This is a genomic window from Calditrichota bacterium, from assembly GCA_013112635.1.
GTDB lineage: Bacteria > Calditrichota > Calditrichia > Calditrichales > J004 > JABFGF01.
This window is the reverse complement of the sequence record JABFGF010000001.1, coordinates 427,714-444,321: the sequence shown is the minus strand read 5'-3', so window position 1 is coordinate 444,321 and position 16,608 is coordinate 427,714. Positions and strand designations below refer to the sequence as shown.

The window sequence follows — 16,608 nt, the reverse complement described above, 5'->3', positions numbered from 1 at the left end:
AACTACTTTTATATTTTTAAATATGTTTAAAAATTATTACCTGTTTAAAGCCCAAATTGGACAAATTGCACCCAAGGTTATTGGCTCTGAGGTGGTTTCAGTTTATACCGAATATAAAAATGAATTGATATTTGAGCTTCAAAAGGAAAACGACCTTTTTCAATTAAAGTTAAGTCTAAGCACACATAAACCTTTTATTTTAATTGATAGTCCTAAAAAACAAAAAAATGATCGTTTGAATTTCTTCGAAGATTTATATGGCCATACTATCTCTAATTTAAATATGGCCGTTTATAATAAATTCCTTACAATTAAATTTGATTCTTTTAATGTTTGTGCCTGCTTTTATGGTACTGCGCCAAACATAATTCTTTCGGATTTAAGCAAAAACCCACTTGAATCTTTTAAATCACTCAATACAGTAATAGAATACCCAAATGAAATCCCTGTCCCCATTTCGCAGGCTTTGATTACAAATGCCATTTCTACAACACCCGATATAAAAATATCAAAACTTATCAGAGCTGTTTGCCCGCCACTTAATAAGCGCATGGTTAATGAAATTTGTTTTCGAATGAATACTAACAGTGACGATAAAGTAAAACAGATAAATAATTCAAAGCTCATTTACTCTACGATTTCCGGATTTTTAGATGAGATTAACTCAGGCGACTGCTTTATTTACAAAAAAGATAAACAAGCTAAATATTTAACTCTATTTAAAAGTAAACTACTTCTGGATAGTGGCTTTGAGGTTGAGATTTTTAAAGAAATAAACAAAGCCTGGTCTATATTTATTTATGAAATAAATAAAAACCAAACCTTCGACCAGCTTAACTCTGTTATTTCAAATGCAATCAAAAAAAGAAAAAAATCTTTAGAAACGGCTTTAAAAAAAATATCATTTGCTGAAAATATTGAGGATAGAAAACAAGATGCAGATTTAAAAGGAAATTTAATTTTAACAAATAAACATAAAATCCCCCGCGGAAGCTCATCTGCCGAACTAATAAATATTTTTTCCGACAATCATGAGAAAATTGTTGTTAAGCTTAACCCAAAAAAAACCTCAGTAGAAAATGCAAACCACTATTTTAATAAGTACAAAAATATTGTTGAGAAGAAAAAAGTTATAAGTCTAAAGAAAAATATGTATTCGTCTGAATTGGCTGAGATATCAAAAATGGATACGAAAATACAAACGGCAAGTATTAAAGAACTGCAAAAAATAAAAGAAAAACTTATAGGTATGAATGTTATTCAACAGGGCGAATCAAAAAAAGAGTCTTCCGATACATTGAAATATTCTTTCCGCAGGTTAATACTTGATAACAAATGGGATATTTACATTGGGAAAAACAATATTAACAATGATTTATTAACTTTTTCTTTTGCAAACAAATGGGATATTTGGATGCATGCACAAGGTGTTCAGGGGGCACATGTTATCATAAAAGTCCCGGGTAAAGATATCAGTATTCCAAACTCAATAATTGAACAGGCAGCACAAATTACTGCTGCCAACAGTAAGGCAAAACATTCATCAACAGTACCGGTTATTTATACACAGGCCCGCTATGTTAGTAGAATTAGGAAAGCATTACCGGGCACAGTGAATGTAAGAAATGAGAAAGTGATTTTTGTAAAGCCTTTATCATTGAATATTTAAGGATTTTAATTGAAAACTATTTTTATACTGGCCCTTGCCCTTTTTTTTACCTCAAATATTTATGCACAAAACAAAGTAGACTTACATTATAATATTCTTGATGAAGCTTTTAAGGAGTTAAAGCAAAATTCGCAAATAGATTATCTTATTGATGAGTTTGAAAATTTTGTATTTATTTACCCAAACTCAAAACAAGAAGATGAAATTTTATATAGATTGTCTCATTTATATTCTTTAAAAAACCAGCCCTCACAACAGATTATCCCTCTGATAAAACTGAATATTTTGCATGGAAACAGCCCACTAAGAAAACGCTCAATAGAGATTATTGATTCTTTGGTAACATTCAGTGTTGATTTTACCTTATCCGAACAAAGTGAAAAAACCCTACAACAGCTTAGTAACATACCGGTGCAAGAAAATTACAGATTGGCTTATCTGGATTATCTTTCATTTATCTATTCTCTTGACTATAGAAAAATGGACGAACTTTTTTTTGGCGAAATAAGTCTCTATAAAAAGCTCTTCGCTTCTTTTGAAGAGGATATGGACGCTATTATTTTTTGGCAGGCAAATATTTACAAAGTTGGAAAAAAGCATCCCGCAGCCATTTTTAATTTTGACAAAGTTTGCAAACTATATAAGAAATCCAGATTTGTTCCCCAGGCATTATTAGAATTAGCAATTTTGAACAGGGACTATTTAAATAACATCAACCAGACACGCGATTATTTGCTGGAAATAATTAACCAATATCCTGATGCAGCAAAAACAGGTGATGCGCAATATGAGCTGGCAAAATTATACGATCATAATTATAAAGACACTGATGAAGCTTTAAAAAATTATGAGCTGCATGTAAGTGCCTTTCCAAACAATCCTAATTATTCCTCTTCTTTGATGAGGATAGCAGCAATTTATGAGATGAAAGAAAACTATATTGAAAGTATAAACAGCTATAAACGTATTGTCGAAAAAAATCATAATGAAGAGGCAACATTTAAAGCACTAAAAATAATAATCCGCTTATATGAGAAAAAACTGAATGATAATAAACTGACAGCTAAAACAATGATTTTGTTTGCCCAGACATTTCCCCAAAATGAGGAATCATTAGGGTTTCTTTTCTCTGCAGGAAAACTGTATTTAGAAAAAATAGAAGATAAAATAAAAGCGAAAGAGGTTTTTGAAATTATTATTGCTCAATTTCCGGAAAGCACAGAGGCAAAAGAAGCGGCAGATATATTAAAAAAATTATCTGAAGCGGATAAATAGATTTAAAGTAGTGGTTTAATTTTGAAATACATTTCCAAGAAATAAATGAAAAGAAATTCGGTGAATATTGCCGAGTTCGCTCTCATATTCAGTAAATGCATAATCCACAGTAACGCGTGGCAAAGCAATTCCAATACCTGCATTTACCCTTTGCAGATCATCCATTCCAAAACGCAAAGCCAAAAGATCGTCATAGCTTATTTCCATTCCAGCCAGCACATCTACGCTAAACGGCCCGGCATTTACCTGGGCAGAATAATCTCTATTTTCTGCAAGAATGTTCAAATCAACAGCGGGTATAACTCTAAGATTTAGAGATGTAATATTGAAATTATATGCAGCACCAAAACGCGCGGATGGTGTCACAAATTCTTTTGTACCGGTACTCCAGGCCATTAACGTGCTGGTAAAATCACGAAGGACCAGGCCAAGTTTCAGATTATCTAAGGTATACTTTACACCTGCATCAAAACCAATCCCGGTGGCAGATTCAATTTCCAGATCGCTATAAATAAATTTTACATTCACTCCAAAATCAATATTAGAATGATACTTTTGTGCATACGCCAATGTTAAAATATAATCTCCAACATTGAACCTTTTTAACTTGTCATATTCAGCTTTTCCAATCGCTTCATTATAAATATCCCTGGAGTCCGGGATATCATTTACAGTTAAATAATATAGGGACGCGGCAATAGTTGATGACTCTGTATATGGCATGGAGAAACTAAGATAGTTTTGGCGAATATCATTTATAAATCGTTTGCTGTGCATAAACTGCGCTTGAACACCTTGTGATTCAACCAAACCAGCGGGATTCCAATATATGGATGTCACATCTCCTGAAATAGCCGTAAAAGCGCTTCCCATTGCTGCTCCACGTCCATCAGCGCCAAGATACATAAATTCACTGGCATATTTTTTAAATGCACCGGCATGGATAATATTTGCGCTAATCAAAAGTGTAAATAATATATAAATTGCTTTTTTATTCCTGATCATATCTAATCCAAATAATTAAATTTTTGCAATTGTAAATAATAAACCGCTTATCAACGGAATTGTAATATTGTCATTTATTTTCAATGGAACCAATTCAATAATCGCTGTGGCAAGGGCAACTCCAAAACCCAAAATGGGCTTATCGTAAAAAAACAGGCTTATAATAAATGCCGATAAAAAAAAGGCTGCCGTTCCTTCAATCGTTTTGTTAAAAATTTTATACTTTCCAAATAACTTGCCTGCAACCGCTGCCAATGTATCAGAAACTGAAAGGAATAACATTGAAACCACAGCGATATTTTTTTCAAATAGAACTACTGCTAATAAAAATCCTAAAAATAAAAGAGTTGCTCCATTGAGAGTTTTTCCTGTCTCATTTTTTCTGAGTAACATACCAAATACTTTTTCATAAATCTGTCTCAATTTTGTTACATAAATGCGAAGAACATCACCAACGAGAAAGATTAAAAACAAACTAATACACAAAACAAGGATTTGTTCCTTCGTTGCCATATAATAATAAACTAAAGGAATAATACTCGTTGAAATATGAATAAACTTTCTTGCAAGCTCCGTTTTTGGTGAGATTTCATTTTGCATGTTTATTTGGGTGTCTCGAAAGGATTATAAGAAATAATGCTGAAAAATGAAGTATAATTATATTTCCCTGATTTATTTAGACCTAATTATCCTGTGAATCACTTTCCAATTTACTGACAGTTAATGTAAGCTTAGTGTCTTCTGTGATGGATGTGCCCTCTTTCAAACTTTGTTTTAGTACGGTATCCGGCAAATAAGAAGTACTCTCTTCATATTCAACCTTATCGATGGATACACCTAGTTGCTCCAAACGCTGTTTGGCGGCGGAATAGCTTTTCCCTATTAAATTTGGAATTGTCCTGTTTTCCGGTTTTTCACCAAAGCTGACAGTAATTGTAATAGCAGTATTCTTTTTTATCTGTTGGCCCTGAGGAAAAGATTGAGAAATTACCGCGCCATCAGGATATAAATCGGAATAAGATCCCAAGGTGGCTTTCAGTTTTAGGCCAAGTGCATTTAATTTTAACTCCGCATCTCTTGGTGATATGCCAAAAAGGTTTGGCATAATAATCGGTCTTTCTCCAATACTGACTGTGAGATAGACGTTTCGCCCGGTTTTAACCGTAGAATATGCCAATGGCATTTGCTCAACCACCATGCCTGCTTCAAAACTGGCATCAAAAACGGAATCGGCCATAATAACTGTGAAGCCTTGTTTTTCTAATAGGTTTTTAGCTTCATTAGCATTTTTCTCTACCACATCCGGCATTTCTTTTTCATCGCCTAAGTCAACAAACCATGGCATTACAAAAAAGTCCATTAATAAACCAAATATAAGTAAGGCCAAAAGTATAATTGTAGATTTAAATATTTTTGATTGTTTTAACTGATCAATTTCCATTATCCTGATTCCACACCTTTTATTTTTCTAACATCAAAGTTACAGGGCCACGATTAGTAAGCTGAACATCCATCATTGCACCAAATATACCGCATTCTACTTTTATTGAAAATGATTTTAACTTATCGACAAAAAGATTATACATTTTTTCTCCCATTTCCGGAGAAGCTGCATTGATAAAACTTGGCCTGCGCCCTTTTCGCGTATCGCCCATTAATGTGAATTGTGAAATTGCAAGAATTTCGGCATTTACATCCAACAATGAACAATTCATTTTGTCATCAGCATCTTCAAAAACACGCAGATTTACACATTTGTCAGCCATCCAGTCAAGATCAGCCTCACTATCTTCATGTCCAATTCCAATCAATAAAAGAAGGCCATTATTAATTTTGCCAACAATTTTACTATCAACAGAAACAGATGCTGTGCTAACTCTTTGCAGTAAAACTTTCATCGCGATTCAATCATCTTAATTTTTACATTTTCATCACCAAGCAAAGAGCAAAGCTGTTTCAATGTTGGTGATGTCATTGTTACGCCAGATTTCCCAGCCTTCAAACGTATTGTGCCTTCGCCGTTAAAATCGAAATTAAAAAGAAGTTTGTTTTTTCCGGGACTGGATTTAATTGTCATTTTTAACTGATGTAATAATTCTTCATTTAACTTTTCCCGGTTAACATGAAGCATGACAGAGTCGGTAAACTTTTCCGGCACACTATCGGCGCTGTAAACCGATTCAACTACAAGCTTTATTAAATTATCATCCGGCTCAGAATTTAATGTGCCCTGAATAAAAACGATAGCATCCTGCTTTAAATGTTCTTCACATTTTGGAAATACTGAACCAAAGACAACGCCCTCATAACTATGATCAAAATCTTCTAACTTAACAAATGCCATTTTCTGCTGTTTACGATCAAACAGGGTTCGCAACTCATTTACCTGTCCACAAATACGAATTGTTTTCGACTTAGGCGTCGACTCCTTCTCTGTTTCATTTTCTTTTAGGAACTTTGATGTATATAAAGAGATAATGGTTTTATATGGATCTAATGGATGGCCGGAGATATAAAAGCCAAGCAATTCACGCTCTTTTTTCAGTTTTTCGTTTAAGCTCCAATCCGGGATATCCGGCAATGCAGGTTCTTTGATCGATTCTTCAATAGCCATATCGCCACCATCAAATAACCCGATTTGATTTTTATCTTTAGCACCACTTTGTACATTCTGACCAAATTCTATAGCTGTCTCAACAGAGTTAAACAATTGTGAGCGATTGCCTTTAAATGAATCTAATGCACCGGCCATTGCCAGATTTTCAAGGACTTTTTTGTTTACAAGCCGCAAATCAACTTTCTGAACCAACTCATATAAGCTTGAAAACTCACCGTTTTCTTCACGCACATGCACAATATTATTTATAGCATTCGCCCCAACATTTTTAATAGCTGCCATTCCAAAGGCGATTGTATTTTCATCGAGCGGTGTAAAATTAGCAACAGAGTAGTTTACATTTGGCGGATTTATAGTTAAACCCAGCTTGCGGCACTCTTCCATTAAAACCATCACACGGCTTAGGTTCGTTAGTTCGCTTGTTAAGTTGGCCGACATAAATTCTGCTGTATAATGCGCTTTTAAATAAGCTGTTTGATAAGCAATAAGCGCGTAAGCTGCAGAGTGTGATTTATTAAAACCGTACTGGGCAAACTTTTCGATTAAATCAAAAATAGTCGATGCAATTTTTTTATCAATTTCATTTTTAATACAGCCTTCAACAAAGAACTTTTTTTGTTCCTGCATCACTTCGGCTTTTTTCTTACCCATTGCACGGCGCATTAAATCCGCATCAGCCAGGCTGAACCCACCCAAATCGGATGCAATACGCATTACCTGCTCTTGATATACAATGATGCCGTAAGTTTCTTCAAGTATTGGTTTAAGTTTTGGATGAAGATATTCAATTTCTTTTCGCCCATATTTCCGATCAATAAAATCATCAATCATCTGCATCGGGCCGGGCCTGTAAAGCGCGTTCATGGCGATCAAATCTTCCACGCGGGATGGTTTTAGTTTTTTAAGATATTCCTGCATCCCTGAGCTCTCAAACTGAAAAACGCCAACTGTTAAACCATCCCCAAAAAGCTTAAATGTCTTTTCATCATCCAACGGAATATCTTGGGCTGAAAAATCCTTATTGTGTTTTGCATGGATCATCTTCTCAGCTTTTTGGATTACTGTCAGGTTGCGCAATCCAAGGAAATCCATTTTGAGCATGCCCATTTGCTCAGAAGCGCCCATAGTCCATTGAGTACAAACATCGCCCTCTTTTGTTTTGTACAAAGGCACATAATTGGAAACATCTTCCGGCGCAATGATAACCCCGGCGGCATGAGTGGATGTATTACGGGCAATGCCTTCAAGCGTTTTGGAGTATTTTACCAACTCCTGCATCTGAATGTCCTCACTCTCGGCAATTTCATTCAGTTCCGGTACTTCTTTAAAAGCACGTTCCAGTGGGATTGGTTTGGCACCTTCCACGGGTACTAATTTTGCAATGGCATCTGTTTTGGGCAGAGGTACTTTTAATACACGTCCAACATCGCGCACAACACCTTTGGAGGCCATTGTTCCAAATGTGATGATTTGTGCTACGTTTCGTTTCCCGTATTTGTCTTTTACATAATCAATTACTTCCTCACGCCGTTCTACACAAAAATCAATATCAATATCGGGCATGGTAATACGGGCAGGATTTAAAAAACGTTCAAAAAGCAGATCATATTTTAAAGGGTCAACATCGGTAATTCCTAATGTGTATGCCACCATACTGCCGGCTGCAGAACCACGTCCCAGGCCAACAGGAATATCACGGTCACGGGCTGCCGCTATAAAATCTTGTGTGATTAAAAAATATCCGGCAAAACCCATATCTCTAATCACACCAAGTTCAAAATCTATTCGATCTATAACCTCTTTTGAAACATTAGAAAATTTTTTTTCCGCACCCCGTAAAGCAAGGGTCTTCAAAAAATCATCCTCAGAAAGATTTCCTTCGCTTTCCGGTATTTTAAATGTTGGCAAGTGGCGGGCACTAAAATCCAGTTCAAGATTAATTTTATCAGCAATTTCAAGCGTATTCTCTAAAACATGCGGTTTATCTTTAAAAAGATTGAACATTTCATCAGGCGACTTCATGTACAACTGCTCTGTGCCATATCGCATACGGTTTGGATCGTCACGGTCTTTTCCGGTTTGCAGGCAAATCAAGATATCGTGTGCTTCATGATCGCCATGGTCAAGATAATGTGTGTCATTTGTTGCGACAACCTTAACACCCATTTCTTTGGCCAAATCATAAACTTGCGGGTATACATGCTGTTCTTCCGGGATTTGATGATCCTGGATTTCAAAATAAAAATCATCCCCAAAAAGTGTGAGATAATCTTCAGCCATTTTTATTGCTTCAGCTTTTTTACCCTGACGCAGCTTCCAGGCAATTGGTCCGCTCATACAAGCAGATGTAGCAATTAATCCTTCGGAATATTGAGTGAGTAGATCGAAATCTATTCGTGGTTTGTAATACATTCCATCAAGATATGCGATTGATGAAAGCTTTATCAGGTTTTTAAAGCCGGTTTGATTTTTGGCCAGCAAAATCAGGTGATAATAGTTCTTCTCGCCTTCCATCTTTTGGCGAAAGTCATGTTTACCCGGTGCGATATAGGCTTCACAACCAATAATTGGTTTTATGTTTTTCTTTTTGCAGGCATTGTAAAACTCAACCGATCCAAAAAGGTTGCCATGGTCGGTGATAGCCAGGGCATTCATACCTAAATCACCGGCTTTATTTACCATATCATTTAAGCGGCCGGCACCGTCTAATAACGAATAATGTGTGTGACTGTGTAAGTGAACAAAAGACAAATTAAACGCCCTCTTATAAAATTGTGAATGTATTTCGAAAACTAAAAAGTGAGATGAGATTGATCACTTGAATGCAGTTTGTCAAATTTAGATTGGAGGGTGAATAATAGCAAAAGGAAAAAAAGAATATTTGATATTCTTTATCGCTAAGTACGAAAAATTTTAATGTGCCTCTGATTAATTTTGTTTTTCGCAAACAATTAGTCTGCTTTTGAAAATAAAAGTCATTTTAATACCACCAATTTCCTTGTCTGTATATTTCCATCGCTTGTTTTTAACTGGTACATATAGATCCCACTGGCAAATCGGGCTGCGTCCCACTCTACTTTGTAATTACCAGCATTTTGTTTTTGGGATACCAGAGTTTCCACCTTTTGACCAAGAACATTATAAATGCTAAGATCTACATAATCCGAAGTGTGCAAGTCATAATTAATAAATGTTTTTGGATTAAATGGGTTAGGATAATTTTGATATAGCTTCGCGCTTTCAGGAATAATATTTGGCTGTTCAATCCAGTTTACGCCATCATCGGAATGCAATATCAACCCTTGTCCTCCAGCAGCCCACGCTTGTCCATTCTTAAAATGAAGGGAAGTAATTGGAGCTTTCAGGCTATCAATTAAAACCTGCCAGTCTTTACCTCCATTTTCAGATTGCATAACCAACCCTTTCCACATAGAATCCCATCCTGCTATCCAGCCCTTATTATTATCCTGAAAAAATAAATCCTCTATTCTGAAATCGAACTTTTTTGAACTCCAACTTTCCCCTCCATCATCAGTATAAAAAAGTAATTGGTTTTCCGGGTTATAGCCAGCACTAACCCAGCCATGGTTTGCATCTACAAAGAAAACTGAATTAAGAGGCAAATTTGTAAAACTTCTAATTGAATCCCAATCCCCATCATTAAATTTTGCAATTATCCCTTCATCACCAACGGCCCAACCAAAGTTCTCATTAATCATAAAAATACATTTAAAGCCCAAATATGAATTACCTACAACCACACTGTATTCAGATTCCCAATTCTCACCGCCATCATTAGTGGACAAAATTGTTGCGTTATTTGATATCGTTCTGGACATCCACCCACTATTTTCATTTAAAAACTGTATATCCCAAATATTTGATCCGCTATAAAGCTTCGACCAGCTAAAACCGCTATCGCTTGTTTTAAATATGCTTTTTTGAGAACTAATTAAAAACCCTACATTATCATTTGCAAACTCAATTGGGCCTGAGTTTCCACCTGTTATAAGCGATAGTTCCCAGGAATTGCCGCCATCATTTGTTATAAACAACTCACCTGTTTGAAAATGAATATCATCGCTGCCACCGGTAACAAATCCTTTATTCTCATCTACAAAAAACAGATCGCTATACGGGTAACTCATTTTCTTTATATTCCAATTTTCTCCGGCATCTACGCTACCGTAAATTACCGGTCCATAGGCACTTGTTATTCCACCGTTAACACCTACAGTTCCAATAAGGTGTCCTCTATTTTTATTTATAAAGATTTTATTAAAACCCCAGGAAGGCAATTCTTTAATGATCTGCCAATCTTCACCTGAATTTATACTTTTTACAATACGGGATGAATAAGCACCGGTTGTGTCATTATATTCTCCGGCGACTGCAAAAATTGAATCTTCCGAAATAGCATGGAAAGGAAGTACAACCTCAAAATATAGATTTTCAAACATATTTAAAACGTTCCAGCTTTTTAGAGAATCAACCGACATACATAACTGAATTCCTCTGCCCGTGTCGCTTTCTGCAGAAAAGAACAGAATTGAATCATTTATTAATTGCATTTCAAAAATATTTCTAAACTCTGAAATAATTACTTCCTGCCAGCTGATTCCGCCATCCTGTGTTTTTAATAATATTGAATTATATTCAGGATAGTTATAAATGCCACCGGATACAATTCCTATTTGCCGGTTAAAAAATACAATAGATTCCAATTGTACATTTTGAGTGCTTGGTGAATAAACAGACCAGGTTTCCCCACCATTAAAAGTACTAATTATCGATGTACCAACAGCAAAAACTGTATCATCACTCAACGCGTATATATCACGAGTATACCCACCATCATATTGATATTTAAGATCCCAGTTAAATCCGCCATTTTCTGATTTTAAGATTACTTCATTCCATCCACTGTTATACCCGTTTGCCCAGCCAGTTTGGGTTGTTACAAAATCAATACTATTTAATCTCCAATTGAGATTTAATTCCTGCCATGATTCCCCACCATCTGTAGTTTTTAACAATGAGTTTTCACTGGCAATCCAGCCGTCCTGTTCACCAACAAAATCAATATCCCTTGGATTGCCATTTGGCCCCACATTTAAAATTTCCCATTGAGCCTGAACAAATACAATTGGTACTATTAAAAAAAGTATTAATAATCGATTCATAATTTCTACTTTAAAAGTATAAGTTTTTTTGTTTTGATTTGCTTGTTTCCTGATCCTGTTGAAGAACTTGTTTCTAATCGATAAATGTAAATTCCACTGGCAAAACTACTGGCATCCCAAATGACTTTGTAGTTCCCCGCAGGTTGTTTTTTATTTACCAGCGTTGCTACCTTTTGACCAAGAATGTTGTATATAGACAGCTCAATATGTTGGGGCGCACTATACGCCCTTACTGTGTATTCGATTGTGGTGACAGGGTTAAAGGGATTTGGATAGTTTTGGGATAAAGAAAAATGTATTAGCTTTTTAATTGGAGCTTTAATGCTTGTGGCTTTATTCGAGGCATAAGGTGTTGGATTGCTGAAATAATCCCAGGTAATTGAGCCATCAGGTGTGCGGCCATAAGAAATATCTGTTGTTTGTTCTGAGTATGTCAGTGAGTCGATGAGCAGAGTATCGTTTTCTATAAGCTGGGCAATTGCTATCTGCTCACCCAGTTTAGCTAATTTAAAATTTAAATGTAATGGGCCTTGTTCAGGCTGTCCATCTGCCCAAAAAAGAAGATATCCATTTGCAGGAACAATTGTTTTTTCCGGATTTGAAAATGGAATTAAGTATTTTGAGGTTCTTGAAAAATTATCATTGATAAACAATCCGCTTGTATTAACCGGCCATGGATTGGCATTATAAATTTCAATCCAGTCATCATTTTCGCCAAATTCATCCACGTTAACTAAGCTATTGCTTGCAAGAAATTCATTAATATATAATCCATCGATTACCACAGCATTATTTGGTTCTCCTGGCGACCCACCTGAAATATAGCTTGCTCTCCATGAAGAAGAAACCATGTTTTCCAAAGATGTTGCATGTAATTCCAAAGATGAACCTGATCCACTTGCACGTTCCGGCCACCAATACCGGCTATCGTAATTGACAAAATCTATAAAATTTCCAATCTCGTTTTTAATGAATATTGCGCCGTCATTTGTTGATAATGCGCCGCTATCCCATTGATAAACTTTAAAACTGTTTCCCTGGTGCTTTGCAGCATCCTTAGCGATTATGCAAATCTCTCCTGCATCCATTTTACCAGCCGGAAAAGTATAAGTCACATCCCCGGAAAGCTGTAGATTATCTATTGAGATTTCTTCTGCTGATACATTTATAATTTCAATAAATTGATAATCCGGCCCTTCAAGTGGATTGTAATGAATTTCATTTATGACCAGGTTATGCTGAGATTCAGGGCTAAACGGAAAAGCACCTAAGTCAGGTAAGCTGCCGTCAGGATCCGATGGTAGGTCCGGATTTCCTTTATTAATTGCCGAAGAACCAGAAGTTAGCCTTAAATTATTTAGAAAACCGGGTTCAGATTTAATATTAAACTCACCATTTATAATATCTGTGTTTGACAAGGTGTATGAAGTTAAGACACTACTTTGGAGATCAACTAAAATGGAAGCGCTTTTGCTATTTGCCAGAATAGAGTTTACTATTTCAGCCGATCCACCGCCTTCACCAATATTTTTTTCAAAGCAGGCAATACTATAATTATTACCATAAAATGTGTTATGCTCAACATATCCAAAGGAATCAAAATCTTTTATACCAATGCCCATATCGCAGTTTAAAATAAGGTTTCTTTTAATGGTTGCGGTTGAACCATGACCAATGGAAATGCCTTTATCCTGAATATTATAAATGATGTTGTTTTCAACCAGAATATTTTTTGACCCCTCGCCAAGATCAATTGCATCACTATTAAAACCATAAAAATTGTAAATCCGGTTATTTCGGATAACCCCGTTTTCAACCTGATCAAAATCAATGGCATCGGTGTCGAACTCGTTATTTCCTTTAAATTCACAATTCTCAACAAGGGCTGACTTTGCCCCAATAATATTTATTAAATCACCGGAAATATCCATCGTGAAATATGAATTTTTAATTGACACTTTTCCAAACCTGGCGAAAACTGGCGCCAGACTGTTGTTAACCTTTACATTATTTAAAGTAAAACTTGAATTATGCCCGGATATAGCTGCCCGATCGCGTTCAAAATTTGGGCCTTTTGTTGCACCAGCAATATTTAGATAGTTCAAAATAGAAGAATCTGAAGCATTTACAAAGCTAATAGCGCCCCAGGATTGAGAATTTTCATTTGGTTGAATTGTCACTGGTTTTTGCTCTGTGCCTTCAATCAATAAATTACCACAGACAATAAAACTTGCCTCTTCGGGCATCATAATTTCAACACCCTCTTCTACTCTAAGTGTCACACTTGAGTCAATCAAAATATCTGTAGATGCATAATACGGAGAATTGATTGAAGCCAACACCAAATTAGAGGAAACAACCGATGGGATAGTGTTAATTGTGACAGGCTCAAATATAGCTTGAATTGTCATTGATTCCTTGTCAACACTAACTGTGATTGAATTCTGCAGAGAATCAGCTACCCCACTCCATTTAACAAACCTAAACCCCACATTTGGGATTGCTTGTAGCTTTAGAGGTACACCTTTAAAATAAAGATGAAAATCTTCTTCTTTTATTGAAGCCATACTATTAATGCGAATTGTTCCGGAGCCGGGTTCACTTATTTCAAAAGTAATTTCTGATTGACCTGGAAGTCCAAAATACTCTTCGATATGTTCTCTTTGGTATTCAGGCCTGTTCAAAACAAATTGCCTCATTCTATCAACGTGACCAAGCCAGGTAAAATAATCCGGGATTGGGTTGCCGTACCCTGATTCATTTCGCCAGCGGCTAATATGGCGGGGCATCTCTGCATCTATATTACTTCGAAGCATATTAAGCTTAGTTACCGTCGTATCAGGGTGAAAAACCGTATTCAGATAAGTTGAGAAAGCCTGAATAAATTTTATTCTAAAATCATCATTTTGCAGGAGTTTTCTAAAAATGAGTGTTGACCAAGGGGGAGGATTATCTTTTTGTTTAGAAGATGTTGCATGCCTTAAAGTGTTGTTTGTAAAACCAGAGAACTGCAAATTCGGCATACCAAGTCCAAAATCAATATCATGCAAAATCCAACGCCATTTTTTACCATGTTTGCGCTCCCGCCACATTCGCATGTTTTCTGCTGGCCAAATAACATTGTCATAAAAAATTTCGCAGATTTGATAGTTGATATATTCATCAATATCCATCCAGTTTTCTACAGTATAGTAATTCTCTGTGATGGTTAAATCATTTTCATCGATAAAATTAAAAAATTCATTGTAATTATTGGCATTCCCTTCCATCACTTCAGGAGTAAAACTTCCTGTATATTCCAACAAATCTATATCATCCGGATTAATGTTATGAATCGAGGCCAAATACTCAGCATTTATTTTGTCACGGATATTATATATACCCCAATATTCACCATTAATAAAAACAACAGCCGGAGAATAGGCCTGGACATCAATATCCATTTTATTTTGTACAAGGCGGGCAGCCAAACCATCCCTAAAAAAAGTATTCTGGTTATCAGGATAACCCGCATTTCGCAAATATAATGTTTTAAAACTGTTTAGTTCCCTATCAGCAAAAACCTGAAAATTAAATTCATCTTTACCATATCGCTCTCGTGCCGTAATTGTAAATGATTTTTGCCCATAATAAAGCGATGCCTGCCCTGTCAGCCTTAAACCCGCATTCTGGGCAAACCCTAATCTTCCGTCTTTTTCAAAGTATTCAAAATAGATTGGTATTTCTCTTTGTTTGAAATTGTTTTCATATATGCCAACTTTATCATCCCATAAACTTTTTGGTGGTGCAGCAATAGAAATAACCGGAAGTAAAGTCTCCTCATCAACAAAATAAGAACGGGTAATTACCGGACTTGCTAACTTATCGTTTTCAAAATTCCTACTTCTTAATATTGTATTGTTCGTAATTGTTAGCCCTGTTTCAAGGGAATCCGATAGATAAAATGGCTTAGAGCCATTAAGAGTGAAAGTGGTCTTGATTTCATCATTTAAAAAGATATTTACTAATTGGTTACCACCGTATAACCCACTAGGCAAATCTATCTCAGGCCCCTGAGAATATTCTGTGTTTTTGGTTGGTTGTGTGTTATTTGGCTTTCCGGCCGTTGGTTCACTAAAATAAAACCAATCATCTGCTCCATCCGGATATCTTCCCATGGAAACGTCGCGCAATTGCAATCCAAAACTTATTGAATCAACTACTGAGCCAGCTTGATCAAACAACCCAATCTGTTCTCCTGCACGGCTAAGTTTAAAATTAAGATGGTAATATTTTGTAGTAAAATAAATAGGATCCAAGTTTTTATCCAGGTATGGCCGCGAGTAAGTATTCCCTGGTTTGTCATTATAACCGTCAGCCCAAAAACGTAAAAAACTTTTTGCAGGCAGGATTGTATTTGCCGGAATTTCCCAGCGCATGGGATTGTCAAAATCATCTGTTAAAAAATAACCGCCGATATCAACATCAAAATCTTCATCATTGTAAAGTTCAATCCAGTCAGAGTAATCATCAAAATCAACAATGTCTGCATCATTCGAAACATTTGAAGCCAGAAATTCATTTATAAAAATTTTATGGGGCGATTGTGCAAATGCACAGTTGGCAAAAAGGAGAAATATTATTGATTTATACTTTTTTAACATTATTCACTCTAAGTATAGCTGTGATGAAATAACGCTTTTAAAACAAGTTATTCAAAGGTTTTGGCAAATTCAATAATTTATAAATCAGTCAACAGATGTATTGTCTGGTCTGTAAAAATTGATTATTAAAAGGAAGGTTCAAAACTTATGCCAATCCATATTTATGAAAACAATCAATGTTTTAACAAATATTTCATGCATTTCTAAAAATTGATT

At 35.6% G+C, this 16,608-nt stretch carries 9 protein-coding genes; 2 read left to right on the top strand and 7 right to left on the bottom strand.

The window, feature by feature from the left end:
- Positions 1-22 precede the first annotated feature (22 nt).
- Both HND50_01990 and HND50_01985 read left to right on the top strand, forming a co-directional pair.
- Positions 23-1,669, top strand: coding sequence for a DUF814 domain-containing protein (locus HND50_01990; protein NOG43973.1), 1,647 nt, complete (start codon positions 23-25; stop codon positions 1,667-1,669).
- 9 nt (positions 1,670-1,678) lie between these two features.
- Complete coding sequence (locus HND50_01985; protein NOG43972.1) at positions 1,679-2,944, top strand: tetratricopeptide repeat protein; 1,266 nt, start codon at positions 1,679-1,681, stop codon at positions 2,942-2,944.
- Positions 2,945-2,959: 15 nt separating this feature from the next.
- On the opposite strand, the gene HND50_01980 is transcribed toward HND50_01985, so the two are convergent.
- The 7 genes from HND50_01980 to HND50_01950 all read right to left on the bottom strand — a co-directional run bounded on the left by HND50_01980 (position 2,960) and on the right by HND50_01950 (position 16,392).
- Positions 2,960-3,949: a PorV/PorQ family protein gene (locus HND50_01980; GenBank protein ID NOG43971.1), complete on the bottom strand. Its 990-nt coding sequence runs from the start codon at positions 3,947-3,949 to the stop codon at positions 2,960-2,962.
- A gap of 15 nt (positions 3,950-3,964) precedes the next feature.
- Positions 3,965-4,549: a phosphatidate cytidylyltransferase gene (locus HND50_01975; protein ID NOG43970.1), complete on the bottom strand. Its 585-nt coding sequence runs from the start codon at positions 4,547-4,549 to the stop codon at positions 3,965-3,967.
- An 82-nt stretch (positions 4,550-4,631) separates the two neighbouring features.
- Positions 4,632-5,390: a PASTA domain-containing protein gene (locus HND50_01970; GenBank protein ID NOG43969.1), complete on the bottom strand. Its 759-nt coding sequence runs from the start codon at positions 5,388-5,390 to the stop codon at positions 4,632-4,634.
- A 19-nt stretch (positions 5,391-5,409) separates the two neighbouring features.
- Entirely contained in the window at positions 5,410-5,847 is a 438-nt protein-coding gene (locus HND50_01965) for a D-tyrosyl-tRNA(Tyr) deacylase (GenBank protein ID NOG43968.1), read from the bottom strand.
- Complete coding sequence (gene dnaE, locus HND50_01960) at positions 5,844-9,317, bottom strand: DNA polymerase III subunit alpha (protein NOG43967.1); 3,474 nt, start codon at positions 9,315-9,317, stop codon at positions 5,844-5,846. The genes HND50_01965 and dnaE overlap by 4 nt, the downstream gene beginning before the upstream one ends.
- Positions 9,318-9,541: 224 nt before the next feature.
- Positions 9,542-11,749, bottom strand: coding sequence for a T9SS type A sorting domain-containing protein (locus tag HND50_01955; protein ID NOG43966.1), 2,208 nt, complete (start codon positions 11,747-11,749; stop codon positions 9,542-9,544).
- A gap of 5 nt (positions 11,750-11,754) precedes the next feature.
- The gene (locus tag HND50_01950) at positions 11,755-16,392 is read right to left on the bottom strand and encodes a T9SS type A sorting domain-containing protein (protein ID NOG43965.1); all 4,638 of its coding nucleotides are present in this window, start codon (positions 16,390-16,392) and stop codon (positions 11,755-11,757) included.
- Between the last annotated feature and the right edge of the window lie 216 nt (positions 16,393-16,608).